This window comes from Streptomyces sp. NPDC097640 (assembly GCF_040302705.1).
Classification (GTDB): Bacteria; Actinomycetota; Actinomycetes; order Streptomycetales; family Streptomycetaceae; genus Streptomyces.
Genome location: NZ_JBEOSB010000009.1, coordinates 318773 through 342806, shown reverse-complemented (window position 1 = coordinate 342806; position 24034 = coordinate 318773). Strand labels below are relative to the sequence as shown.

The window sequence follows — 24034 nt, the reverse complement described above, 5'->3', positions numbered from 1 at the left end:
ACAGTAGACAGGAGCGGCTGCTCAGCCACTTCGTCGATCGGACATCCTCACGCCACCACCCGGCACGGGGCTGATGAAGTGGCGCCCCCGGAGGGCGACGATCCAGCCCAAGCCGTCGGGCACCACCGGAACGTCCAGTCGCCACCCGCCGGCAAACCGAACCTTCAGCGCACCCGCATCGGATACATGAACCTCAACGACCACCTGATCGAGCAGCAGCGTCACCTTGTCCAGATTGATTCGGCCCGCAGCGTGAAGGGCATAGGCCTGCCCGCCGGCCGTCAACTCGGCCGGACTGTGCACCTCGATCCCATGCGAACCGATGTGCAGCCGCATCATGCTGCCGACAACCACCTCGCCGACGCCCACCCCACGTATCGAGCGGACGTCCCAGCCGTTCTCCACGCGATCAATCCCGTTCCCCATGGCGCAAGGCTACGGACCTGGGCCGGCCACAGGATCTCGGTCTGCCTGCGGAGCTGGCCGCCGTGGATGACGCGATTGGCGGACTCTGCTTTGGGATTCGCGCTGAGGACCTGACGGCAGCACAGTTCGATCGGGTCTGGACGGTGATGCAATGCTGACAGCACGACCGGATGCCTGAGGAACCGGATGAGCCGCGCGCCCCTTGGGGCCGCGGGGCTCACCCGGACCGCGGGCCGGGGCCGCGCGAGGGCGTGCCGCCGGCCGAGGGATGGGCGTGCGCGGCGTGCAGGATCGTGGCGGCGCCGCGGATCGCGGCGGTGTGCGGTGCGGGGACCGCCCGCAGCGGCGCGTGCAGGCCGCCGATGAGCCGGCGGGTGAGGTCGGGGCGCAGTGCGCCGCCGCCGGCCAGGAGGGCGCCGCGGCTCAGGGCTTCGGCGGTGAGGGACGTACGGTCCTGCCGGAGCATTGAGGTGATCATGACGGTGATGGCCTCGCTGAGCTCCGCCGTGGTACCGGCGCCGGAGAGGTCGCTGGTGCCCAGGGTGGTGCGGCGGGCGTCGAAGACGACGCCGTCGACGAGGAGCACCACTTCGGTCAGGTGGGCGCCGACGTCCACCACGAGCAGCGGCAGGGAGAGGTCGGCGTCCGCGGCCAGGGCGATGGCGCGTGCGGTGGGGACGGTCAGGACCGCGCGCGGGCGCAACACCTCCACGGCGCTGCGGGCACGTTCCCGGTAGCCGGGGCCGTCCAGCACGGGCGTGGTGACCATCACCAGCGGGCGGGTGAGGCGGGGCAGACGGTGGCCGAGCAGCCGGTCGAGCATCCGGGCCGTTCCCGGAACGTCGACGATGGCGCCGCGCCGGATCGGGTGGACGGCCCCGGGGAAGGTGACGGTGGGCACGTCGAAGATCAGTCCGCGGCCGGCCATCCAGGCCCGGGTGCGGGCGCTGCCCAGGTCGAGGGCGAGGCCGCAGCACTGCCGGCACAACGGCCAGGGCTGGTGCCGGTGCCGGGCGGTGGAGTCGGCCCGGCGGCGGATGACGGTCATCGTCCGGCCTCCCGTACCTGCTGGCACCGTGCGCAGTAAAGGGCCTGCGGAACGATCATCAGGCGTTCGCGTTCGACGGTGCGCCGGCACAGGTGGCAGCTGCCGTAGCGGCCCTCGGCGATGCGTTGCAGCGCCGCCTCCACGTCGGCGAGGACCATGCACGCGGAGGCGGCGAGTTTCCCCTGCACTTCGGCCTGTGCCGCGGAGCGGCACAGGCGCGGGTCCGCGGCGTGGGGCGCCGTGGCTATCTGCCGCAGCTGCTCCTGGCGGAACAGGCGCTGTTCGCGCAGGTTCTCCCGCAGCGCGGCGAGGTCCTCGGGCGACAGGTGCGCGGGACGGTCGCCGATGATCTGGTGGTTCACCACTTCACCCCTTTGAGCAGCGCGGAGACGAAGGCGGTTGGGACAGGGCCGGTCAGTCGGCGGCGCGGCGCTGGCAGGCGACGCAGTGCCGGGCGTAGGGGAGGATCTCCAGGCGTTCGGCGGGGACGGGCTTGGCACAGCCCTGGCAGGTGCCGTAGGAGCCGTCGTCGACGCGGACGAACGCCTCGTCGATCTCGGTGAGGACCTGCCGGATCGCCTCCGCCTGCACGGACATCAGATGGTCGTCCGTGCTCTGTCGGGCCTCGTCGATGGCGCGCAGCTGGGCCAGGCGGCTGTTGCGGGCGTGTTCGAGGCGCTGGCGGGCCTCGTGAGCGGTCAGCCGCTCGGGGCGGGGATCGGTCTGGGCGGTGTCGAGCGGCACGATGAGGTCCTTTCCCGGAAACGTGGAAGCGTGGAAACGTAAAAGCGCGCTGCGCGCGGCAGCGGCCGCCCGGTTCCGCCGGCCCCGGTCTCCACGACCGCGGCACGGGCCGAACCGGGCGGCTCGGTCACGTTCGACTCTGCTCGACCCGGCGCCGGAAGCCCATCGGGCGCGGACCCCATTTGCCCGGGACAGCGGTGACCACGAGGCGATGGCGGGGAACGGCGGATGGGTACCCGGTGACCTCGGATATGGGTGGCGTGCCCCATCGACCGCGCGCGGTGCGGGAGGCAGGCTGGGGCGGGATCGGTCGCGGCCAGTCGCGGCAGCTCCGCCGGGGGTGCGATGCGGATGACCGACAGCGGATGACCGACAGTAGAGGTGATCACAGTCGGGTCGCAGAAGGAGGAGTTTCCGCGGTGTCGCTGTTCTGGCGGATCTTCGGGCTCAACGCCCTGGTGCTCGGCGCCGCCACGGCGCTGCTGCTGTGGGCGCCGGTGACCGTCTCCGTGCCGGTGGTGCTGACCGAGGCGGTCATCCTGGTCGGCGGTCTCGCCGTCATGCTGGTCGCCAACGGCACCCTGCTGCGCTGGGGCCTGGCCCCGCTGGGCCGGCTGACCAGGCTGATGACCACCGTCGACCTGCTGCGCCCCGGCCAGCGGCTGCCCGTGCCCGGCGCCGGTGCCGGCAGCGAGGTGACCGAGCTGATCCGCACCTTCAACGCCATGCTCGACCGGCTGGAGCACGAGCGCGCCACGTCCAGCGCCCGGGTGCTGCTGGCCCAGGAGGCGGAACGCCGCCGTATCGCCCAGGAGCTGCACGACGAGGTCGGGCAGAGCATGACCGCGATCCTGCTGGTGCTCAAGCGCGCCGCGGACGACTCCCCCGAGCCGCTGCGCGAGGACCTCCAGCAGGCCCAGGAGATCACCCGGGAGAGCCTGGACGAGGTCCGTCGTCTGGTGCGCCGCCTGCGACCCGGTGTTCTGGACGACCTGGGCCTGGTCAGTGCGCTGACCTCGCTCACACAGGACTTCGCCACCCACACCGGGCTGCGGGTCGTACGCCGCCTCGACGCCGATCTGCCCACCCTCGACCGGGAGAGCGAGCTCGTCCTGTACCGGGTGGCTCAGGAGAGCCTGACCAATGTGGCCCGCCATGCGGACGCGCATCGGGCCGAGGTGAGCCTGTACCGCGCGGGTGAGGCGGTGGTGCTGGAGATCGCCGACGACGGCCGCGGTATCGAGGCCGCCTGCGAAGGCGCCGGGATCCGCGGTATGCGCGAACGGGCCCTGCTCACCGGAGCCACCTTGGACATCACCTCGACACCCGGCACCGGCACCCGGATCCGCCTGATCACCCCCGTCCCCAGGAAGCAGTCCTGACCATGCACGATCCGACCTCGCCCGCACCCACCACGGCCCCGGCACCGGCTCCCACGGCCCCGGCTTCCACGGCCGCGACGCCGATCCGCATCCTGCTCGCCGACGACCACGCCCTGGTACGCCGCGGTGTGCGGCTGATCCTCGACCGGGAACCCGATCTGGAGGTCGTCGCCGAGGCCGGGGACGGCGCCGAGGCCATCGAGGCGGCCCGGAGCCAGGAGATCGACCTGGCCGTGCTCGACATCGCCATGCCGCGCCTGACCGGTTTGCAGGCCGCCCGTGAGCTGGTGGCGCTCAAACCGGGCCTGCGCATCCTGATGCTGACGATGCATGACAACGAGCAGTACCTCTTCCAGGCGCTCAAGGCCGGGGCCTGCGGCTATGTGCTGAAATCCGTCGCCGACCGCGATCTGGTCGCCGCCTGCCGGGCCGCGATGCGCAACGAGCCGTTCCTCTACCCCGGCGCGGTCACCGCCCTCATCCGCAATTACCTGGACCGCGTCCGGCACGGCGAGGAGAACCCCGACCAGTTCCTCACCCCTCGCGAGGAGGAAGTCCTCAAACTCGTCGCCGAGGGGCACTCCTCCAAGGAGATCGCCGAGATCCTGTTCATCAGCGTCAAGACCGTGCACCGCCACCGGGCCAACCTCCTGCACAAACTCGGGCTGCACGACCGGCTGGAGCTGACCCGCTACGCCATCCGCGCGGGTCTCGTCGAACCCTGACACCCGCCCTCCCGCACCGGGGCACCCCGTGTCGAGCACCCGGCAGGAAGTCGAACGCCCAGCAGAAAGGGGACGGTGCATGCGCCCAGCACCCCGCACCGTCCCGACCGCCGGTCGTCACGGGCTTCACGGGCTCCACCGGCTCCACGGGCTTCACCGGCTTCACCGCTTCGCGGGAACGCTCATCCTGCTCCTCGCCGTCCTGCTGGCGCTGGTGCCCGCGGATACCGCGCGCACCGCTTCCGGGCCGGTGCCCGCCCCCGCCACCGCCACCGCCCCGGCGGCCACGCGCGCCGAGCGCCCGGACCCCGGGCCCCGCGCGGACGACCCGGGTGCCGCCGGCTGCGCGGCCCAGGCCCGGGTCCGGCACGACCGCCCCTGCGACCGTCCGTACCCGCCGGATCACCACGCCACCGACCCCCGCGGTACGGATACCGGCCCGGCCGTCGGTATCCGCGCTTCGTCGCCTTCCGCGTGCGCACCCCTCACTTCCGGCCGATCGGCCCACCAGCGCGGCCGGGCACCTCCGGCGCCTTCCGGTACCTGACGCACCCCATCACCCTTTCCCGTCGCGGCCGCGCGAGCCGCGACGTGCCTGCCGGAGGCTCGTGTTGAAACGCCGGAACAACCAGAACAAACGGAACAGCAGCCGGAACAAGCGGAACAAGTCCCTGCGCGCGCGTGCGCTGATCGCCCTCGCCGTGGTCGCCGGATCGCTGGCCATCGCCCTCACCGTGCCGGTCCGCCTCGGCCTCGACCTGCGCGGCGGCACCCAGATCATGCTGGAAACCCGCTCCACCCCCACCACCGAAGCCGACGCCGCGGCCACCGACCGCACCCTGGAGGTGCTCCGCGGCCGTATCGACGCGCTCGGCGTGGCCGAGCCGACCCTCGTCCGCTCCGGTGACCAGCGCATCCTCGTCGAGCTGCCCGGTGTTCATGACCCGAAGAAGGCCGCCGACGTGCTGGGCCGCACCGCGCAGCTCACCGTCCACGCGGTCCTCGGCCCGGCCGGAACCTCCGACGGCGCCACCGCCCCGCCGCCCGCCGATCCGGCCGCGGAGCGTGTGCTGCCGGACGAGTCCGGACAGCCCCTGCGGCTGCGAGCCGCCGACCTGACCGGACGGGACGTGGAAGGCGCCGACGCCCTGTTCGACACGCAGGGCGGTGCCGGGTGGCATGTCACCGTCGACTTCACCAAGACCGGTCAGGACCGGTGGAAGCAGGTCACCGCACGGGCCGCGTGCCATCCGGCCGGCGATCCGCAGCGCCGGGTCGCCATCGTCCTCGACAACAAGATCATCTCTTCGCCGCAGGTCGACCCCTCCGTGCCGTGCGGGGCCGGTATCCCGGGCGGCACCACCCAGATCACCGGCTCCTTCGACGGCACCGAAGCCCGCGAACTGGCCCTGCTCATCTCCGGCGGCGCCCTGCCCGTACCCGTCGAGACCGTCGAACAGCGCACCGTCGGCGCCACGCTCGGCGACGCGGCCATCGAGGCCGCGGCCTGGGCCGCCGCCATCGGCACCGCACTGACCGCGCTGTTCATCATCGCCGTCTACCGGCTCATGGGTCTGCTCGCGACCGCGGCCCTGGTCTGCTACGGCCTCATCTCCTACGCCGCCCTGGCCGCGCTCGGCGCCACCCTGACCCTGCCGGGCCTCGCCGGGTTCGTCCTGGCGATCGGCATGGCCGTGGACGCCAACGTCCTGGTCTTCGAACGGGCCCGCGAAGAGTACGCGGCCCGCAGCCGCCCCACCGCGCGCTCGGCCCTGACGGCCGGGTTCCGCGGTGCCCTCAGCGCGATCGCCGACTCCAACATCACCACGCTGATCGCCGCGGGCCTCCTGTTCGCCTTCGCCTCCGGCCCGGTACGCGGCTTCGGTATCACCCTCGGCATCGGCGTCCTCGCCTCGATGGTCAGCGCCCTGGTGATCAGCCGGGTACTCGCCGAATACGCGGTCAACCGCCCCGCGGTCTTCCGCCGCCCTCGTATCACCGGCATCGCGAGCACCGGATGGGTGCGCGACCGGCTGCTGCGCCGCGATCCGTTCCTGCTGCGCCGTCCGCGTCGCTGGCTGGCCGCCTCCGCTGTCCTCCTCGCCGTGGCCGCGTCGGGCATCCTCGCCCGCGGCCTGGACTTCGGCATCGAGTTCACCGGCGGCCGGCTGATCGAGTACGCCACCAGCACCCCCGTCGACCCCGACCGGGCCCGCACCGCCCTCACCGACGCCGGGTTCCCCCGCGGGGTCGTGCAGTCCTCCGGCGACACCGGGCTCACGGTGCGCGCCGAGCACCTGACCAACGCCGAAGAGGCCACCGTCACCGGAACCATCGGCGGCCTCGGCGGCGGGACGGAGAAGATCCGCGACGAGCTGATCGGCCCCAGCATGGGCGACGAACTGCGCCGCAACGCCCTCATCGCCCTCTCCCTCGCGCTGGGCGCCCAACTGCTGTATCTCGCGGTCCGGTTCCGCTGGATCTTCGGGACCGCGGCCGTCGCCGCGCTCGTCCACGACGTGGTGGTCCTCATCGGTGTCTTCGCCTGGCTCGGCAAGCCGATCGACGGGATCTTCCTGGCCGCGCTGCTGACCGTCATCGGCTACTCGGTCAACGACTCCGTCGTCGTCTTCGACCGCGTCCGCGAGCTGCTCGCCCGCGACCGCATCACACCGCTTCCCCGCCTGGCGAACCGGGCGATCCTGCAAACCCTGCCCCGCACCGTCAACACCGGTATGGGCGCGGCACTCATCCTCACCGCCCTTGCCGTCCTCGCCGACGACACCCTCACCGACTTCGCCCTCGCCCTGCTCATCGGCCTGGCGGTCGGCACCTACTCCTCCGTCTTCATCGCCGCCTCACTCACCGTCGAGCTGCATCCGCAGCGCAGTGCGCCACGCCGCCGGGTGATTGCCTCTCATTGAGCGGCGTCCTGGAGGCACGGCCACTACGACCACTCCCGCCGCCGGGGCCCGGCTGCGGGAGTGGAAGGCGCGGCGCGGGGCGTCGGTCCGCGACCGCGGCTCAAGGTTCACGGCCGTCTTCGACACCGTGATGGCCGATACCAGGACGCTCGCCAGTGGCAGCGGCCCGCTGGGGGTGTGAGGGTGGAAGGCATGTGACGTCCACTGAGGAGCGACGCATGATCGTCACCATCGTCGGCGCCGGGAACATGGCCCGCGGCATCGGTGCCCGGGCAACGGCAGGCGGACACTCCGTCCGCCTGCACGATCACAAGAAGGCAAAGGCGGAAGACCTGGCCACCGCCTTGAGCCGGGCCACACCTGGAGCGGAGGTCACGGTCGTCGACGCCGACGCCGCGGCTGATTCCGACGTCGTGGTGCTCGCCCTGCCTTATCCGACCGGGCGCGACATCGCAGCCGCCTGGCGCGGCGCCCTGGCAGGAAGGATCGTCGTCGATATCTCCAACCCGGTGGACTTCTCCACCTTCGACTCACTCGTCGTGCCCCCCGGCACCTCGGCCGCCGAACAAATCGCCGCCGCCGCACCGGAGTCCCGGGTCGTCAAGGCGTTCAACACCACCTTCGCCGGGCCGCTCGCCACCGGACAGGTCGCCGGCCGGCCCCTGGACGTCTTCGTCGCCGCGGATGACGACACCGCGAAACAGGCCGTGTCGGGCCTGGTCTCATCAGGCGGGATGCGCCCCTTGGACGTGGGACCGCTGCGCCGGGCACGCGAGCTGGAAGCCTTCCAGCTCCTGCACATGGCGTCCCAGGAACGGCTCGGTCTGAACTGGTCGAGCGCCATCGCGATCCTTCCGTGACAGCCGGCGGATCCGCGCGCGTGTCTTTCGGCCCGCTCGCGTGCTCGGCAGAGCGGCTGACCTCTGCCGACCTCCGCCTTCTTCGATGGTGGGAGGAAGGGGAGGTGCTGATCCGTGGCCGACTGGCTGTCGCCGGAGAACGTGACCGGGGTGACCCGGGTGCTGGACCTCAGCGGGGTGTTCGTCAACAGCACGCTCGGCGGGGTGCTGGCCCGGGCCCGGCATCTGGACCTGTTCGGCTTCCTGGTCATCGGCATCGTCTCCGGCCTGGGCGGCGGCATCCTGCGCGACACCCTGTTGCAGCACGGGACCCCTGTGGCCCTGACCGACTACACCTACCTCGCCGTCTCGGTCGGCGGCATCATTCTGGCCTTTGTGGCCGACCTGAGCCGGCCGACCTCGACCCGGGCCTTCGACCTGCTGGACGCCTCGGCGCTCAGCGTCTGGGCGGTTGTCGGGGCGCAGAAGACCCTCGCCGTCGGTCTGGGCTGGCTGCCGGCCGTGCTGCTGGGCACCATCACGGCGGTCGGTGGTGGTGCCATCCGGGACCTGATGCTGGGGGAGACTCCCGCCATCTTCGGCGGCACTCCCTTGTACGCGACCGTCGCGGTGCTGGTGGCCACGGTGATGGTGGTCTGTAGCCAGCTCGGCGCACCCACCATCGGCATCCTGGCCGGGCTCGTCGTCGGCATCTCACTGCGCGTGGCCTCGCTCACCTGGGGCTGGCAACTGCCCGGGAGCCGCGACTGGCGCCCGAAGTCGTCGCGCGGCCGCGGTTTCTGACCCGAACGGGCGAGCCGGTCCCGCACCAGGAAACAGGTCGAGGAGAGGAGCACACAGCAGATGTCCCTCAAGGATTCCGTGGATGCGGTCGCGGCCGGGCTCGGCGACATCCGGTCCGAGCTGGAGGACTTCTACAAGGACCTGCACGCCCACCCCGAGCTGGGCCACCAGGAGCACCGGACCGCGACCCGGGTGACGGACCGCCTGAGGACGTGCGGCTACCAGGTGCACGACGGGATCGGCGGCACCGGCGTGGTCGGCGTGCTGGCCAACGGCGCCGGGCCCACCGTTCTGCTGCGGGCCGACATGGACGCCCTGCCGGTCCGCGAGGCGACCGGCCTTGCGTACGCCGGCACGACCAGCGCCACGGACGCCTCCGGCCGGCAGGTGCCCGTCGCGCACGCCTGCGGCCACGACATGCACGTCACCTGTCTGCTGGGAGCGGCCCGCCTGTTGGCGGCAGCCCGAGCGCCGTGGCAGGGCACCCTGCTGGCCCTGTTCCAGCCTGCCGAGGAGCCCGGCGACGGCGCCGACCGGATGCTCGCCGACGGGCTCATCGACCGTGTTCCCCGCCCGGACGTCGCATTCGCCCAGCACGTGCTCCCCCATCCCGCCGGACAGGTCGGCACGCGCGCAGGCTCCTTTCTCTCCGCGGCGGACAACATCAAGATCACTGTCCATGGCAGAGGCGCTCATGGATCGGCACCGCAGGCCGCGATCGATCCCGTGGTGATGGCCTCGATGATCGTCGTCCGCCTCCAGACGATCGTCTCGCGCGAGCTGGCCGCCACCCGGCCGGTCGTGCTCACGGTGGGCTCTGTACAGGCGGGCACGAGCGGCAACGTGATCCCGGAGTCGGCCGAGCTGCTGGTCAACGTGCGCACCTACGACGAGGACACCCGCCAGGCCGTTCTGGCCGCGGTCCGGCGCATCGTCAGAGCCGAATGCGACGCCTCCGGGGCGACCCGCGAGCCGGACATCGAGGAAGGCACCCGATTTCCGCCGACCGTCAACGACAGGGCGTTGACCCGCGAGGTCGCGGCCGCCTTCGCCGCGGCCTTCGGGGACCGCGCGGGCACCAGCGAACTACAGAGCGCCAGCGAGGACTTCAGCCGCATCCCGGACGCCTTCGGCATCCCGTATACCTACTGGGCCCTCGGCTGCATCGATCCGGACACGTACCAGGCTGCCCAGCAGCGCGGCACGGTGGCGCAGGACATCCCGGTCAACCACAGCCCCCGCTTCGCCCCGGTCCTCCAGCCCACCCTGGACACGGGCGTACAGGCCCTGGTCGCGGCGGCCCTCACCCGACTTGCACAGCCGGACCACAGGAGACCGTGACTCCTGGGCCAGGACCGGACCGGCGACGCCGGCGCTCCTGTTCGTTCAGTCCACCCGTACGGCGTGGATCGCGGTGAAGGCCAGCAGGGGGGTGGCGGTCCGCGGCGGATCCTCGAGCAGGGGCGAGTGCCCGAGCCCGGGCAGCAACTCGATCTCCGCGCCCGGAACGGCGCGGTAGTCGGCGGCGGATGAGGATCGCCATCTGCGGTCGTCCTCGCCGAAGATCACCAGGAGCGGCTTGCCCAGGACCGCCAGCCGATCCGGCAGCGCCCGCTGCTCCAGGTAGGAGCGGGTGCCCCGCATCGTCATGCTGAACGTGTGGGAGGTCATGCTGCGCACCTCGTCCAGGAGCTCTTCCGGGAACTGGTAGCCCTCGCGGCTGAAACCAGTGCTCGCGAACCGGCGGAGCTGCTCGTCGGTCGGCGGCCACTGGGAGGGGGCGGTTGCGGCGGACTCCGGTGCGATGAAGGCGTCCAGGCTGGGGCCTGTGTTGACCAGCGCGAGCGCGGTCACCAGGTCGGGCCGCTGTTCGGCGAGGGCGGTGGCGACGACGCCGCCGCTGGAGTGTCCGACGACCACGGAGTGCTCGACGCCGAGCCGGTCGAGTACCACGCCGGCCCGACGTGCCTGGTCCGGGAGCTCGTAGCTGCGGTCGGCCGGTTTGCCCGACCGGCCGTGCCCGAGCAGGTCGATCCGGATGACGCGGTGAGATCCGGTCAGCAGCGGAACCATCGCGTCCCACGAGCGGGTCGAGGATGCGGACCCGTGGATGAGCAGGAGTGCGGGGGCGTCGCGGGGGCCGTCCTGGCACACGTAGATGTCGCCGTCGTCCAGCGACAGGGTCGAACTCTCGGTGGTCTCGGCGCCGCCGTTCACGTACGAACCGCCGTCAGAAACAGTCATGAGCCCACTGTCCCCGCCGGTACGCGCCGGTGGATTGGACGAATGTTCCCCTCAGCCGGCTCACCTAGCATGGGACGATGCGGACGTTCGTGCACGGTGAGGTGGTGTGGGACGTCGCGTGCCCGAGGCGGCCCAGCCGGGTGGCCGGTGTCGCCATGGCCGGGTTCCGGGTCCGTGACCTGGACGCGCTCCGGATGGTCCCGCACCCGGCCGTGACAATGCTCCTGGAGTTCGGCGCCGGTTCGCCCGTCGTTGAATGTGCCACCGGGCCGCAGCAACGGGGAAGCCTCGTCGCCGGGCCCGGGCTCGGGTCCGCGGGCGCGGTCCGGGCTCGGGGAGAGAACGTCGAGTGCGTACAAGTGCGCCTGTCCCCCGTGATCGCACGCGCGGTCCTGGGCGTCTCCCCCGCCGACCTCGACGGGGCCGTCGTGTCCCTGGGCGACCTGTGGGGCCGGGAGGCGTCACGGATCCGCGAGCAACTCGGCGATGTCGCGTCGTGGCAGGATCGCTTCGCGTTGGCGGACACCCTGCTCGCCCGCCGGCATGAGGCGGGGCCGCCGGTGGACCCGGAGGTGGCCTGGGCCTGGCACCGGATCGTCGTCAGCCGTGGCCTGGCCCGGGTCGACGGACTCGCGGCCGAGGTCGGGTGGAGCCGTAAGCGGCTGTGGTCCCGGTTCCGGTCACAGCTCGGCCTGCCGCCCAAGCGCGCCGTGAAACTGGTCCGTTTCGACCATGCCGCGCACCGCCTGGTCGCGGGTGAAGGCGCGGCCCAAGTCGCGGCGGACGCCGGCTACGCCGACCAGTCCCACCTGCATCGGGACGTCAGGGCGTTCACCGGGGCAACCCCCGCGACCGTGTCCGGCGAGCCGTTTCTCGCCGTTGACGACATCGCATGGCCCAACCGCGGAACACCCGCAAAGCCTCACGTCCCCAGGGATCCCCGGCTCGGGCGCCGGCCGTCTTGAGGCCCGAGTGCCGTGCATCGCCAGGATCGGGTCAATTTCTTCGACGAATTGATCAGCACCAGGTGGCGGTCCTCGGCAGACGGCTTCAGCGGGCGGCCCGGGCCGGGTGGTACCGGCTACGGAAGGTGGCTGGTGTGGTGCCGGTGCGCTGGATGAAGTACTTGACGAAATTGCTGGTGTCGAGGAAGCCGAGGCGGGCCCCGATGCCCGCGACGGGCTCTTCGCCGTGAGCGAGGAGGCGTTTGGCCTCCAGCACGACGCGACGGTCGATGAACTCCTTGGCGCCGACGCCGGCCGCGGCGAGCGCGGCCCGGGTCAGGGTGCGCGGCGAGTATCCGAGGGCGCGCGCGTAGTGTCCGACGTCGCGGGCCCGGGCGAAGTCGGTTTCGACGGCGGCACGGAAGCGCTGGAAGGTTTCCGCGTGCCCGGCGGGCCGGGTGCCCACGGGTGCGGTCAAGTGGGTCAGGCGCAGCAGGAGTACGGCGAGCAGCCGCTGGAGGATGGCTGAGCGGGTGGGGGCCGGCATGTGGGTGGTGCCGTATTCGTGGGCGAGGTGGTCGAGGGCCCGGTGCAGGGCGGGGGCGTCCTCTCCGGTGATCTGCCACAGGGTGCGCCCGAAGGGGTCGTCGAGGCGGACGTCGGTGGCGGTCGCCGGGTCGAGGAAGTCGGGCTGGAACAGCACCAGAGTGCCGGTGGCCGCGCCGAGGTCGCCGAACCGCTGTACCTGGCCGGGGCGGACCCACAGCCAGGTGCTGTCGGTGACGGCGTAGTCGGCGAAGTCGATCATGTGCCACAGCAGCCCCTGTTCCACCGTGAGGAGCAGGTGGAAGTCCGGGCGCTGTGCGCGGCCGGCTCCCTCGGCGTCCCGGGCGCCGTCCGCCCCGCCGTGGTGATGCAGGCGGCGGCGCAGTTCGGCGATCGGCATCACTTCGACACCGACCTCGCCGGCCGCCGGAGGGACGTACTGGATCTCCGGGATCGCTTCGTGTCCGTTTTTCACCACGACGAGACCTCACCGTACCTGGGCGGAACCGTTCGCGGCTCCTACGTTTGACGTCAGTCGAGAGCATAAGCGGCGGCAGGGGCGTCGCAGCTCCCGGCCGATATCGATGACTGACTTCTACCCATGTCAGGAGGTCCCGAATGACAGACCGTATCCGTCTGACGTACGCGTTCGACGCCTACTGCGGCTGGTGCTACGGCTTGGGCCCGGCGTTGCGGCGGTTCGCTGACGCCAACGCGGACCGGATCGAGTTGCAGGTGCTGTCCGGGGGCCTCTTCTCCGGCCCGCGCGCCCTGCCCGCGGCGGCGTACCCGCACATCCCGGCCGCCAACGAGCGCATCGCCGCCGCCACGGGGGTCACCTTCGGCGACGGCTACCAGCAGGTTCTGGCCGAGGGGGCCGTGGTGATGGACTCCACCGACGCCGCCGTCGGCCTGGTCGCGCTGCGCAGCCAGGCTCCCGGACGCATCCTGGAACTGGCGAGCGCCCTCCAGCGCGCCTGGTACGTCGACGGCCGCAGCCTCTCCGACCTCGACGTGTACCGGTCCATCGCCGCCGGGCACGGCCTCGACGCCGACGCCGTCGCCGAAGCCTTCTTCGACCCGGCCGCCCGCGCCGAGGCCGAAGGCGGCTTCCGGGAACTGCGCCGGCTCGGCGTCGACGCCTACCCGACCCTGCTCCTGCACACCCCCACCGGCACCCACCGGCTCGGCGGAGCGCTCTCCAGCACCCTCCAGCTCACCGAGGCCCTCGACCGGCACCTGGCCCCCGCCGCCGCCTGACCGCCCACCGAACCACCCCGAAAGATCACGAAGGAAAACACTGCCATGACGAACATTGCTGTCTTCGGTGCCAACGGCACCATCGGCTCCGCCATCGTCCGCGAGGCCCTCGACCGCGGCCACACCGTCACCGCCGTCGTCCGCGACCCCGCCAAGGTCACCGAACGCCACGCGAACCTGACCGTCACCACCGGCGACGCCCTCGACGCCCAGTCGGTCGCCGCCGCCGCGACGGGCCACGATGTCGTCGTCAGCGCTGTCGGCGGCGGTGACGGCCCCGGCCACATCGCCACCATCAAGCCTGCCGCCGTCGCCCTCACCGAAGGACTGCGGACCCTCGGCGGGCAGGCACCCCGCCTGATCGCCGTCGGCGGCGCCGGGTCCCTGCGCACCCCTGACGGCAAGCAGGTGTGGGACGCCCCGGGCCTGCCCGAGTTCCTGCTCCAGATCATGCACGCCCACGGCGACGCCCTCGACTACTACCGGACCGTCACCGACGTCGACTGGACCAACATCAGCCCCGCGGCCACGATCGAGCCCGGCACCCGCACCGGCGGCTACCGCACCGCCCTGGACGACCTCATCACCGACGACGACGGCAACAGCGCCATCACCGTGGAGGACTACGCGGTCGCCCTCCTCGACGAGATCGAGCAGCCCGTCCACCGCCGGCAGCGCTTCACCGTCGGCTACTGACCGACCCGGCTCAGTCGTGGTCGGTGGAGAGGGCGACGTGCCGCCAGGCGTCCAGTTCCTTGCGGAAGTTGTCCAGCTTGGCGTCGAAGGCTTGCAGGGTGTCGGCTCCGAGCTGGAGGCGCAGGGGAGGCTCGGGGGCGGCGGCCATCTCCACGATGGCGCGGGCGGCCTTGGCCGGGTCGCCGGGCTGGGCGTGGTTGAGCCCCGTAGCCGCTTCACGCATGGTGCCGGCGGTGGCCGCGTAGTCGTCGATCACGTCGGTGCCGGTGTGCAGGCTGGCCGGGTCGAGGAAGTCGGTGCGGAAGAAGCCCGGCTCCACGAGCGTCACGTGGACGCCGAGGGGCGCCAGTTCGGCATGGAGGGTCTCGGTGAATCCCTCGACGGCGAACTTCGTGGAGGCGTAGATGCCCCAGCCCGGCGCGGTGGCGAAGCCCACGATGGAGCTGATGTTGACGACGTGCCCGGAGCGCTGGCGCCGCAGTAGCGGTAGCACGGCGCGCTGGACGGCGAGCGGACCGAACACGTTGGTCTCGTACACCGCGCGCACCGTCGCGTCGTTGGATTCCTCCACGGCGGCGAGCAGGCCGGTGCCGGCGTTGTTGACCAGGACGTCGATGCGTCCGAACCGTTCGACTGCCGTGTCGACAGCCGCCTGGATGCTCTCGGGGTCGGTCACATCCAACGGCACGGCCAGCAGCGCGTCACCGGCGTCGGGGAGCTGCTCGCGGACGGCTTCCGCCTTCCGTGCGGTTGCCACCACCTGATGTCCTGCCGCGAGCGCCGCGCGCGTGATTTCCAGGCCGAACCCACGGGACGATCCTGTGATGAACCAAACACTCATTGTTTTCTCCTGGGTTCAGGCGGTGCGTGAGTCGAAGGCCGCCCGGTTCTGGGCGACGAAGCTCTCCACATCGAGGGGGTCGGTGCCGCCGATCTTCTTCACGACGTCGTTCGTGCCGGCGAAGATGCCGTTGCGGTAGTCGACCGCGACGGCGAGAAGGTGCTGGATGAGGTGTTCCGGCGCTCCGCGCTTTTCGAGGATGGCCCTGAACTCGTCGAGGCTGATGGGCACATAGGTGACCTGACTGCCGAGCGCCTGCGACATCTTCTCGGCGATCTCGTCGTGGTTGAGCTCCACCGGCCCGTACAGCGGGTAGATCTTGCCGGCGTGCGGGGCGGGGTCCTCCAGGATGGCCGCGATCACCCTTGCCTGGTCGCTTTCCGCGATCGGGGCATGGCGTCCGTCCGCGAAGGGCAGGCGCAGTTCGCCGGTCCCGTCGGCCCAGGTATCGATCAGCCACTGGGCGAAGAAGGTCGGACGGATGTGGGTGACGGCCACCGGGAAGCGGTCCAGGACACGCTCCGCGACCCAGTGCTGGCGTGCCGCGTTGCTGGCGGAATCGCGGCGGGCCGAGATTTGCGACATGTTCACGATCGCCTGCACCCCGTTCTCCTCCGCCGCCAGGGCCACGTTCGCCGTGGCGTCCATCAGGCCGGGGAAGATCGGATAGGTGAAGTACAGGGCATCGATCCCCTTCGTCGCCTCCGCCAGGGAGTCGAGGTCGAGGACGTCGCCTTCCACGATCTGCGCCCCGAGGCCGGCAAGCCTCGCGGAGCGCCCATCGGCACGGCGGACGAGCGCGCGGACGTGGTGGCCGCGCTGAAGCAGCAGTTCGGCGGTGTGGCCACCGGTCTTGCCGGTCGCTCCGATCACCAGAAGGTTGCGTTCCATGACTTTTCTCCGTTTCTAGGTCAGACGCAGACCGGGTGCGGTGAGCGTGTCGAAGCGCGCCGCCTCTCCCGGAGCTGTGAGGCGCATCGCCACCACGGACCAGGCGGCGCGATCGGTATAGCCGGGCAGCGTGGTGCGACGCAGCACGTCGTGTCGTTCGAGGTGCTTGAGGCGTGCGGCCATAAGGCTGATCAGAGATGACTCGATGCACCCGCACCCGCACCCGCAGTACGTCGAGTTCGCCGCCACGTCGGCCCGCACACTCGGGCGCGAACTCGGCCATCCGGGCGGCAGCGCGGCAACTCCCACCGCAGAACGACGGCGGAATCCGACCATCCACTTATTGTCGCTCATCGACCTTCTCTTTCCTGGTCGCGCTCACATGGCTGGAACCAGAGACTGTGCGGCGGGATTGGAGGGCGAGCAGGGCGACGCCCGCGGCCAGGCCCGCGCCGGCCTGGACCCACCAGGCATGGTCGAATCCCGTGAGCGTGGGCCGGGCCGTGAGGGCGACGAGCACAGCCACGCCGACAGCCTGGAGCGCGCGAGCACCGACCAGCACGCCGAGATTCGGCGCGGCAGCCGCGACGGCGGAGGTGAGGGTGAACATCGCCACCCCGCTGAGCAGCACCTTCTTGCGCCCCCACTGGTCCGCGACCCGGCCCGCGGGCACGAGTACGGCAGCGAACACGATCGCGTAGGCCGACAGGACCCACGACACGCTCGCGACGCCCGCGCCCGGGAACGACTGCCCGATCCCGTCGAGGGCGACGTTGACGACAAAGAAGTCGAGCTGCGCCATGAAGGCGACGGCACCCAGCACCGCCATGACGCTCCAGCGGCGCGGGTGGCCCGCCTCGGTGACGGCCGGAGCCGGGCCGGTGTGCGGTGTCGTCGCGACCGCCTGCGGTGCGGCCTGTGTGGACATCCCGTCCGCCTCCTCAAAAGAATGGGCTTGACAGCCCTTTTTTGGCCTGCATCCAGGAGACACCTCAAAGAATGGGCTGTCAAGCCCTTTTTTTGCTACGATGGCCGCCATGACCACCACCGGCGAAGCGCCGGGCCGGAAGCTGACCGCCAAAGGCCTGGCCACACGCGAACGCATCGTCAAGGCGGCTGCCGAGCTGATCTACGAACACGGTGCACAGAACACCAACAACGAGCAGCTCCGCGCGGCCGCCGGGGTCAGCGGCTCGCAGCTGACGCGCCACTTCCCCACCAAGGAGTCCCTGGTGCGCGCGGTGCTCGCCTGGCAGGCCGACAGCATCGTCGCCCGCCACCAGGCGCCCGAGCTGGGTGAACTGGACAGCTTCGCCGCCCTGTACCGATGGGCCGACATGTACGTCGCCTCGCAGGACATGATGCGCGGCGGCTGCACGTTCGGCTCCCTGGCCGCTGAGGTCGTCAAGACCGAGCCCTCCCACCGGGACGCGGTGGCCGACGGCTTCGGGCGGTGGCAGGAGCTGTTCAAGCGCGGCCTGAGCACGATGCGCGAGCGCGGCGAACTGCGGCCGGAGGCCGACCCGGCCGCGCTCGCCCACCTGCTCGCCGCCGCGTTCCAGGGCGGAGCACTGCTGGACCAGGCGGCCGGCGAGTCCACACCCCTGCGCGACGCGCTGTACGGGGCCCTGGCGTACGTCGAGTCATTCGCCGCCGAGCGCTGACCGTTCCGGCCGGGCGGAACGGCGAATGGACCGAGGCCGGCGGGCCTCGGTCCATTCGATGTCATGCTCGGCTACGCGACCTCGGCGGGAACGTCGCGAACGACCTCGGTCAGCTCGCCGGAGTCGATGTCGTAGAAAAGGCCGTAGATCTCAATGTGCTTCGGGGTGCCCGGGCTGTTGCGGATCAGACTCACGTCGTAGTTGAGTGACTTTTCGAAGTCGGCGATGGAGATGCCGTCCCAGTCGTACAACGACGAGATGTCGGTGTGCTGCTCATTTTTCCACGCCGCGGTGATTCCCTCAGCCGTGAAGGAGGTGGCGCCGCAGAAGGAGTGGTGTACGACAACAACCCGCTCGATTCCGAAGAGGTGCTGGGAGACCGTGATCGAGCGAAGAGCGTCCGCCGCGCGCCCGCCCCCGACGATGAGGGGGAACACCGTCGCTGTGGAGCCCATCTTCCTGCCGGCCTCGTCGAGGACGAGTTCACCGGGGTAGACCTCGTCGCCGAAGTAATCGGCCACCGCCTTCGCGGCCCCGGACGCCCGGGGGTCGAAGCAGTACATGGCGATCGTCCTGACGGGAATCACACTGGCGATGATCTCCCGAGCCGCTGCTTCGTCGTAACCCGGCTGTCCTTGGAACGTGAACTCTGTATAACCCGACATCATTTGACTCCGGTTCTCGCGGTTGGCTCCCCGGCTTTCTCGGCAAGCCAGGAAGGTTTCACATGGGGAATGCCATGGCGGTGAGGGCTCTTCGCTACTCCCCCCACGGCCCATTGACCACGCCGCGCTCCATGGTGGTGACGCCATCCGCCTTCCGTTCCTGCGCGAGGTGGTAGGCGAGTGCGTAGGGAGGCGCGGCCGTCTCGGAGCGGGCACCGTGGGCGATGACCTCGTCGGCCAGATTGCTGATCATCTCGAGCCGTGGATACGCGGCATGGATCTCCCCCTGCTCCTCCGCCACGAGGTCGGCATTCCTGCCGAAGTCGATCCAGACGCCTTCGTACGTCAGGTAGGTCAACAGCCCCATTCGTTCGGGGAGCTGCGGAGTGGTGTGAAAGGCAATAGCCTCCCAGACCTTGTCGACATCCCCGGCGGGGGCTCCAGCGACGGATGCACCGCCGCGCGGGCTGCGGCGAGGCTCGCCTCGACCAGCGGCCCGGAGGGGAGGGCGAGTACGTCGTCGGGCAGCTTGTCCGGAAGGACTGGAGGAGCGTCGGTCATGATTTTGACGCTACGAGAGTCAATCTGGGACAAAAAGTGGCACGGATGCCAATCAGCGCTACCATCGTGCCACCATGACGAACAGACATCGCGTTGCGGTGCTCGTGCTGCCCGGTGTGCTCGCGCTTGAATTCGGCACCGCTACACAGATCTTCTCGACAGACCCGCACTACGAGCTGACCGTGTGCGCCGAAAGCGCGCCCGGACCCGTGCCCGGATCCGGCTTCGCGATCACCGTCGCAGCCGGCCTCGAAGCGCTGGACGACGCCGACACCGTGATCATCCCGGGGTACGAGAACCTCGACACGGTCCCGTCAGCAGGATTCCTGGCGGCGCTACGGGCGGCTCACGCCCGAGGCGCCCGGCTCGTCTCCATCTGCACCGGGGCCTTCGTCCTCGCCGCGGCCGGACTGCTCGACGGGCGCCCGGCCACCACGCACTGGCAGCAGACCGAGCAACTGCGACGGCGCTACCCGCACGTCAAGGTCCTGCCGAATCAGCTCTACGTCGACGACGGCGACATCCTCACGTCCGCCGGCGTGACGGCAGGGATCGATCTGTGCCTGCACCTGATCCGCACCGACCTGGGTGCGGCGGCGGCGAACACACACGCGCGGGGACTCGTCGCGCCGCCACGACGGCGAGGAGGTCAGGCACAGTTCATCGAACAGTTCCGCCCCGAAGCCAGCGGAGACGAGCTCGCTCCCCTGCGGGAGTGGATGCTCGACAACCTCGCAGACCCCGTTACCGTCGACGATCTCGCAGAACACGCCCATATGTCCCGGCGGACCTTGATCCGCCGCTTCCGTGAGGAGACCGGCACCACGCCGATCGCCTGGCTGACCGACGCGCGTATCGACCGAGCACGCGAACTGCTGGAGGCGAGCGCAGTGCCCGTCGAACAGGTCGGTCGCCTCACCGGCTTCGGCGCTCCCGCTTCCCTGCGAGCCGCCTTCCACCGGCACCTCGGCACCTCGCCCCAGGAATACCGGACCCTGTTCCGCCACAAAGCGGAGCCGGAGCAGACCTGACTGCTTGCTCCCGCGCGTGAGCGCTCAGGAAGCGTCGGAGACGACTGGGCGGGGCGCCTGCCGAGACCGGGCCCGCGCCGTGAGCGGGAGTCCGCCGAATGCCTGATCGGCAACGCGCTCCAGTGCGGCCGTGTCGGACCCGGCCTTGGCCAGCACTTCCATGCCCCGGTTGATCGCCATGAGCAGGTGGCTGACTCCGGGGGCGTCCGCCTCGGGATCGAGGTCGCCATGTCGCTGCGCAGCCTGAACGCACTCGGTCAGTGAACCTTCAATTCTCGTGAGGGCCTGCCTGACGCGTGCACCGGCCCGCGGATCGTGGTCGGCCCCCTCGACGACGAAGCCGGTCACCATGCAGCCGAGCTGGTCGGGGTCGTCATGCACAAATCGCGCCGACTCCACGAGATACGCGTGCAGCCGCTCCAGCGCGGTGTCATCGGGGCCTTCGAGTACGGCCGCCCAGCGTGCCTCACTGCGGTCGCAGTATGCCTCCAGCGTCCGCAGGTACAGCTTGCTCTTGTCGCCGAAGGCGGCGTAGAGGCTGCCCCGGCCCAGCCCGCCGGCCTTGGCGATGTCGTCAACGCTGGTGCCGGCGTATCCGGCACGGCGGAACTGTCGCTCGACGGCCGCTACGACCTTGTCCTTGTCGAATCCTGGTGGGCGCCCCATGCGGCCAGCGTACAGGCCGCACAGCCATTCTTGACATTCCGTTCCACAACTTCTTACCGTTCCTGACAGAACGGTCCAGAACTCTGGTGTCCGTCACTCACGGCATCCCGCGAATCCCTCAGAACGGATGAGACGCATGTCTTCGCAAGATCAGATGGCCCCTCCACGAACACAGCGGGGAGGTGGAGGCTCCCCGAACGCCCGTCCGGCTCTCATCCTCGCCGTGCTGGCCATGGCGAGTTTCCTTGGCCAACTCGACGTGTGGATCACCAACGTCGGCCTGCCGGACATCGGGCAGGGCGTCGGTTCGACGTCCCTGTCGGATCTGAGCTGGGTGCTCAATGGGTACGCGATCGTCTATGCCGCCTTTCTGGTCCCCGCGGGGCGGCTTGCCGACCGCTTCGGCCGGAAGGCCGGCTTCCTCCTTGGCATGGCTGTCTTCGTGGCGGCGAGCCTGGGGGCGGGTCTGTCCGGCGATGTATGGGTGCTGGTCGTCTTCCGTGCCATTCAGGCCGTGGGCGCCGCCCTGCTGACCCCGGCCAGCCTGGGCCTGGTGTTGACGAGTGCTCCCGCCGACAAGGTGGAGCGGTACGTCAAGATCTGGTTCACCGCAGGTTCGCTGTCCGGGGTATGCGGGCCGATCTTCGGCGGGCTGCTGGTCCAGGTCTCCTGGCGGTGGCTGTTCCTGGTGAACATTCCGATCGGGCTGCTCGCGATGGCGCTGGCCGCGCGACTCGTGACCAACGTCAAGCACGAACAAGACGCCCGCATCCCCGACCTGCTCGGCGGTGTCCTGCTGATCATCGTGGTCGGCGGACTGTCCTTCGGCGTGGTCAAGGCGCCCGACTGGGGCTGGTCGGACGTCCGCGTCGTTTCGTCTCTGGTCGTGGCGGTGGTCGGGGTGGTCGTGTTCCTGCTCCGCTCGTCACGTCACCAGGCGCCCGTGGTGGACCTCTCACTCTTCCGTGACCGGATCTTCGCCTCGGCGAACCTCGCCGCCACCCTGCAACTGGCCTCGTTCGCCGGCTTCCTGCTGTCGACGATCCTCTGGCTCCAGAGCCACTGGCACTACTCCGCCATCAAGACCGGATGCGCCAGCCTTCCCGGTCCCGTGGCCTTCGCACTGGCTGCCGCTCTCGGTGAAGCCCTCCAGCGCCGATTCCGGGTCCCGGCCGGTTTCATCGCCGCGGTCGGCAGCGCCATCGCCGCTGTCGGCATCCTGCTCTTCGTCGTACTGCTGCACAACGACCCGAACTACGCGTCCGGAGTCCTCCCGAGCTGGCTGATCTTCGGGGCCGGCGCCGGGCTGGCGCTTCCGACCGTCGTCTCCTCCGCGACGGTCGGCCTGCACCCCGAGCAGGCGGCTACCGGCAGCGCCATCGTGACCATGGCCATGCAGATCGGTTCGGTCGTCGGCATCAGCATCCTGGTCGCCCTGCTCGGCACCGCCTCCGGTGGAGCATCTCTCGAGACCTACCGGCACGCATGGTTTGTCGCGATGGGACTCATGGCTGCCGCAGCCGTGGTGTCTCTGGGCGTATCGAAGAAAAAGGTGGTGGCAGTCCGATGACAGCGTCACTTCCGGCTCAGGCTTCCCGCGCCACGGCCCCCGGCGGCGGGCGGTCCCGCTGGCTTGGCCTTCTGGTGGTTTGTCTCGGCGTCATGATGGCCTTCGTCGACGTCACCTCCACCATCTCGGCCCTGGGCGAAATACAGAGCGACCTGCACGTCACTTCGAGCACGCTGGTATGGATCACCAGCGCGTACAGCCTCGCTGTCGTGAGCTTCGTAATGTCCGCCGGAACCTTCGGCGATCTCGTCGGGCGTCGACGCGTGTTCAGCCTGGGTGCCGCCGTCTTCCTGGCCGGCAGCGTACTCGCCGTTTTCGCCGACAGCGCCGGCATGCTCATCACCGCACAGGCGATCGCGGGCCTCGGTGGCGCAGCCGTGTTGCCGACGAGCCTGGCGATTGTCAGTGCCACCTTCACCGACGCGCACGAGCGCACCGCCGCGATCGGCATCTGGGCCGCGTGCTCCGGACTGGGCCTGGCCATCGGCCCGATCCTCGCCGGAGCCCTGCTCGAACATTTCTCCTGGCACACCGTCTACATCGCCAACATCGCCATCGCCGGCATGGCCATCCTCCTGGCCCCGGTCTTCGTAGCCGAGTCCAGACTCCCCACGCGCAAGCCCGATCTCGCGGGCCTTGTCCTGGGCACAGTGATGACGGCCTCGGCCACCTACGCGATCATTCAGGGTGGCGCCACGGGATACGCCGAGGCGCCGATCATCACCATGTATGTGGTCTTCGCTGTATCTCTGTTCATGTTCATACGCGTAGAACTCCGTCACCCCGACCCCATGCTGGACCTGAGGCTCTTTCGGAACGCTTCCTTCTCGGCCGTCATGGGCGTGGCCGCTGTCAGCGTTTTCGGACTGGTCGGTGTCGCCCTGCTCAGCGTGCTCTACATGGAACGTGTGGGACAGACCAGTCCCCTCGACGTCGGCGTGCGCCTGCTGCCGCTGTTCGGAACGTTCCTCCTGGTCACCGTAGTGACCGCCCGGGTGCTGGTACAACGGGTCGGCTTCACACTCCTGATCACTGCGGGCCTGGTCCTCATCGGAGCCGGGTCTCTCGCGATGCTCGCGACCGATGCCTCGGGAGGTTACGGGGCGATGTGGCCAGGGCTGCTCGTGGCGGGCGTCGGAGCGGGCCTGCTGACGGCACCTTCGACGGCTGCCGCGGTCAACAGTGTCCCGCCACACCAGCAGGGCATGGCGGCGGCAGCGGTGAACATGGCTCGTCAGCTGGGAACGGTGCTCGGCCCCAGTGTCCTCGGAACCATCGTCACCAGTCGCTTCCCCCGGAACCTGCATGAGCGTCTCGGCGAGGCAGGCATCCCCTCGCCCCAGGCGGACAGGATCGTGGAGGGTGCGTCACACGGCGGCGGTGCGACAGACATCCCCGCATCCCTCGCTCGCGTGGTGGGAACTGCCGTACCGAGGGCGTTCACCGACGCCGTGCACCTGGGCAACGTCATAGGCGGAGTTGTACTGATCGTCATGGCCGTGCCGGCGGCGCTGTTCGTCCGCCACAAGGTTCACCGTCCCCGGACATCCGCTGAGGCGTAAG

At 70.3% G+C, this 24034-nt stretch carries 27 protein-coding genes; 14 read left to right on the top strand and 13 right to left on the bottom strand.

Annotation, left to right across the window (positions count from 1 at the left end):
- Positions 1–21 precede the first annotated feature (21 nt).
- The 4 genes from ABTY62_RS17140 to ABTY62_RS17125 form a co-directional block, all read right to left on the bottom strand.
- Complete coding sequence (locus tag ABTY62_RS17140) at positions 22–426, bottom strand: DUF6188 family protein (protein ID WP_352130225.1); 405 nt, start codon at positions 424–426, stop codon at positions 22–24.
- Between the two features lie 217 nt (positions 427–643).
- On the bottom strand, positions 644–1474 hold the full coding sequence (locus tag ABTY62_RS17135; protein WP_352130224.1) for a hypothetical protein: 831 nt from the start codon (positions 1472–1474) through the stop codon (positions 644–646).
- A complete protein-coding gene (locus ABTY62_RS17130) occupies positions 1471–1839 on the bottom strand; it encodes a TraR/DksA family transcriptional regulator (RefSeq protein WP_352130223.1) in 369 nt (122 codons plus the stop codon). Before ABTY62_RS17130 ends, ABTY62_RS17135 begins: the two co-directional genes overlap by 4 nt.
- Before the next feature lie 49 nt (positions 1840–1888).
- On the bottom strand, positions 1889–2218 hold the full coding sequence (locus ABTY62_RS17125) for a TraR/DksA family transcriptional regulator (RefSeq protein WP_352130222.1): 330 nt from the start codon (positions 2216–2218) through the stop codon (positions 1889–1891).
- 419 nt (positions 2219–2637) lie between these two features.
- On the opposite strand from ABTY62_RS17125, the gene ABTY62_RS17120 reads away from it, so the two are divergent.
- The 7 genes from ABTY62_RS17120 to ABTY62_RS17090 all read left to right on the top strand — a co-directional run bounded on the left by ABTY62_RS17120 (position 2638) and on the right by ABTY62_RS17090 (position 10233).
- Entirely contained in the window at positions 2638–3600 is a 963-nt protein-coding gene (locus ABTY62_RS17120; protein ID WP_352130221.1) for a HAMP domain-containing sensor histidine kinase, read from the top strand.
- A 2-nt stretch (positions 3601–3602) separates the two neighbouring features.
- Positions 3603–4325, top strand: a complete 723-nt coding sequence (locus ABTY62_RS17115) for a response regulator (protein WP_352130220.1) — start codon at positions 3603–3605, stop codon at positions 4323–4325.
- Positions 4326–4404: 79 nt separating this feature from the next.
- The gene (locus tag ABTY62_RS17110) at positions 4405–4872 is read left to right on the top strand and encodes a hypothetical protein (RefSeq protein ID WP_352130219.1); all 468 of its coding nucleotides are present in this window, start codon (positions 4405–4407) and stop codon (positions 4870–4872) included.
- 64 nt (positions 4873–4936) lie between these two features.
- On the top strand, positions 4937–7249 hold the full coding sequence (secD, locus tag ABTY62_RS17105; protein WP_352130218.1) for a protein translocase subunit SecD: 2313 nt from the start codon (positions 4937–4939) through the stop codon (positions 7247–7249).
- A gap of 218 nt (positions 7250–7467) precedes the next feature.
- Positions 7468–8109, top strand: a complete 642-nt coding sequence (locus tag ABTY62_RS17100; RefSeq protein ID WP_352130217.1) for an NADPH-dependent F420 reductase — start codon at positions 7468–7470, stop codon at positions 8107–8109.
- A gap of 114 nt (positions 8110–8223) precedes the next feature.
- Positions 8224–8892, top strand: a complete 669-nt coding sequence (locus tag ABTY62_RS17095) for a trimeric intracellular cation channel family protein (protein WP_352130216.1) — start codon at positions 8224–8226, stop codon at positions 8890–8892.
- Between the two features lie 60 nt (positions 8893–8952).
- Entirely contained in the window at positions 8953–10233 is a 1281-nt protein-coding gene (locus tag ABTY62_RS17090) for an amidohydrolase (RefSeq protein ID WP_352130215.1), read from the top strand.
- A 45-nt stretch (positions 10234–10278) separates the two neighbouring features.
- Here ABTY62_RS17090 and ABTY62_RS17085 read toward each other — a convergent pair whose 3' ends face one another.
- Positions 10279–11136, bottom strand: a complete 858-nt coding sequence (locus ABTY62_RS17085) for an alpha/beta fold hydrolase (protein WP_352130214.1) — start codon at positions 11134–11136, stop codon at positions 10279–10281.
- 77 nt (positions 11137–11213) lie between these two features.
- On the opposite strand from ABTY62_RS17085, the gene ABTY62_RS17080 reads away from it, so the two are divergent.
- The gene (locus tag ABTY62_RS17080) at positions 11214–12101 is read left to right on the top strand and encodes a helix-turn-helix domain-containing protein (RefSeq protein WP_352130213.1); all 888 of its coding nucleotides are present in this window, start codon (positions 11214–11216) and stop codon (positions 12099–12101) included.
- A gap of 85 nt (positions 12102–12186) precedes the next feature.
- Here the strand turns inward: ABTY62_RS17080 and ABTY62_RS17075 are convergent, their stop codons facing one another.
- The gene (locus tag ABTY62_RS17075) at positions 12187–13101 is read right to left on the bottom strand and encodes an AraC family transcriptional regulator (protein WP_352130212.1); all 915 of its coding nucleotides are present in this window, start codon (positions 13099–13101) and stop codon (positions 12187–12189) included.
- Positions 13102–13244: 143 nt separating this feature from the next.
- On the opposite strand from ABTY62_RS17075, the gene ABTY62_RS17070 reads away from it, so the two are divergent.
- Together ABTY62_RS17070 and ABTY62_RS17065 are read left to right on the top strand one after the other, a co-directional pair.
- Positions 13245–13886: a DsbA family protein gene (locus ABTY62_RS17070; protein WP_352130211.1), complete on the top strand. Its 642-nt coding sequence runs from the start codon at positions 13245–13247 to the stop codon at positions 13884–13886.
- A 45-nt stretch (positions 13887–13931) separates the two neighbouring features.
- Positions 13932–14582 carry an NAD(P)-dependent oxidoreductase gene (locus tag ABTY62_RS17065; RefSeq protein WP_352130210.1) on the top strand — a complete coding sequence of 217 codons (651 nt, stop codon included), beginning with the start codon at positions 13932–13934 and terminating at the stop codon, positions 14580–14582.
- 10 nt (positions 14583–14592) lie between these two features.
- Here ABTY62_RS17065 and ABTY62_RS17060 read toward each other — a convergent pair whose 3' ends face one another.
- The 4 genes from ABTY62_RS17060 to ABTY62_RS17045 all read right to left on the bottom strand — a co-directional run bounded on the left by ABTY62_RS17060 (position 14593) and on the right by ABTY62_RS17045 (position 17242).
- A complete protein-coding gene (locus tag ABTY62_RS17060) occupies positions 14593–15423 on the bottom strand; it encodes an oxidoreductase (protein ID WP_352130209.1) in 831 nt (276 codons plus the stop codon).
- A 15-nt stretch (positions 15424–15438) separates the two neighbouring features.
- Positions 15439–16314: an NmrA family NAD(P)-binding protein gene (locus ABTY62_RS17055; protein WP_352130208.1), complete on the bottom strand. Its 876-nt coding sequence runs from the start codon at positions 16312–16314 to the stop codon at positions 15439–15441.
- 15 nt (positions 16315–16329) lie between these two features.
- A complete protein-coding gene (locus tag ABTY62_RS17050) occupies positions 16330–16497 on the bottom strand; it encodes a hypothetical protein (protein WP_352130207.1) in 168 nt (55 codons plus the stop codon).
- 157 nt (positions 16498–16654) lie between these two features.
- Positions 16655–17242: an MFS transporter gene (locus tag ABTY62_RS17045; protein WP_352130206.1), complete on the bottom strand. Its 588-nt coding sequence runs from the start codon at positions 17240–17242 to the stop codon at positions 16655–16657.
- Positions 17243–17351: 109 nt separating this feature from the next.
- On the opposite strand from ABTY62_RS17045, the gene ABTY62_RS17040 reads away from it, so the two are divergent.
- Complete coding sequence (locus ABTY62_RS17040; protein ID WP_352130205.1) at positions 17352–17978, top strand: TetR/AcrR family transcriptional regulator; 627 nt, start codon at positions 17352–17354, stop codon at positions 17976–17978.
- A 71-nt stretch (positions 17979–18049) separates the two neighbouring features.
- Here the strand turns inward: ABTY62_RS17040 and ABTY62_RS17035 are convergent, their stop codons facing one another.
- On the bottom strand, positions 18050–18565 hold the full coding sequence (locus ABTY62_RS17035; protein ID WP_352130204.1) for a carbonic anhydrase: 516 nt from the start codon (positions 18563–18565) through the stop codon (positions 18050–18052).
- Positions 18566–18737: 172 nt separating this feature from the next.
- The gene (locus ABTY62_RS17030; protein WP_352130203.1) at positions 18738–19001 is read right to left on the bottom strand and encodes a hypothetical protein; all 264 of its coding nucleotides are present in this window, start codon (positions 18999–19001) and stop codon (positions 18738–18740) included.
- Positions 19002–19278: 277 nt separating this feature from the next.
- Here ABTY62_RS17030 and ABTY62_RS17025 point away from each other — a divergent pair, with 277 nt between their 5' ends.
- On the top strand, positions 19279–20235 hold the full coding sequence (locus tag ABTY62_RS17025) for a GlxA family transcriptional regulator (RefSeq protein ID WP_352130202.1): 957 nt from the start codon (positions 19279–19281) through the stop codon (positions 20233–20235).
- 24 nt (positions 20236–20259) lie between these two features.
- On the opposite strand, the gene ABTY62_RS17020 is transcribed toward ABTY62_RS17025, so the two are convergent.
- Positions 20260–20901, bottom strand: coding sequence for a TetR/AcrR family transcriptional regulator (locus ABTY62_RS17020; RefSeq protein WP_352130201.1), 642 nt, complete (start codon positions 20899–20901; stop codon positions 20260–20262).
- Between the two features lie 232 nt (positions 20902–21133).
- Between ABTY62_RS17020 and ABTY62_RS17015 the strand changes: the two genes are divergently transcribed.
- Together ABTY62_RS17015 and ABTY62_RS17010 are read left to right on the top strand one after the other, a co-directional pair.
- Positions 21134–22471 carry an MFS transporter gene (locus tag ABTY62_RS17015; RefSeq protein WP_352130200.1) on the top strand — a complete coding sequence of 446 codons (1338 nt, stop codon included), beginning with the start codon at positions 21134–21136 and terminating at the stop codon, positions 22469–22471.
- Positions 22468–24033 carry an MFS transporter gene (locus tag ABTY62_RS17010; RefSeq protein ID WP_352130199.1) on the top strand — a complete coding sequence of 522 codons (1566 nt, stop codon included), beginning with the start codon at positions 22468–22470 and terminating at the stop codon, positions 24031–24033. The genes ABTY62_RS17015 and ABTY62_RS17010 overlap by 4 nt, the downstream gene beginning before the upstream one ends.
- Position 24034: the final 1 nt, after the last annotated feature.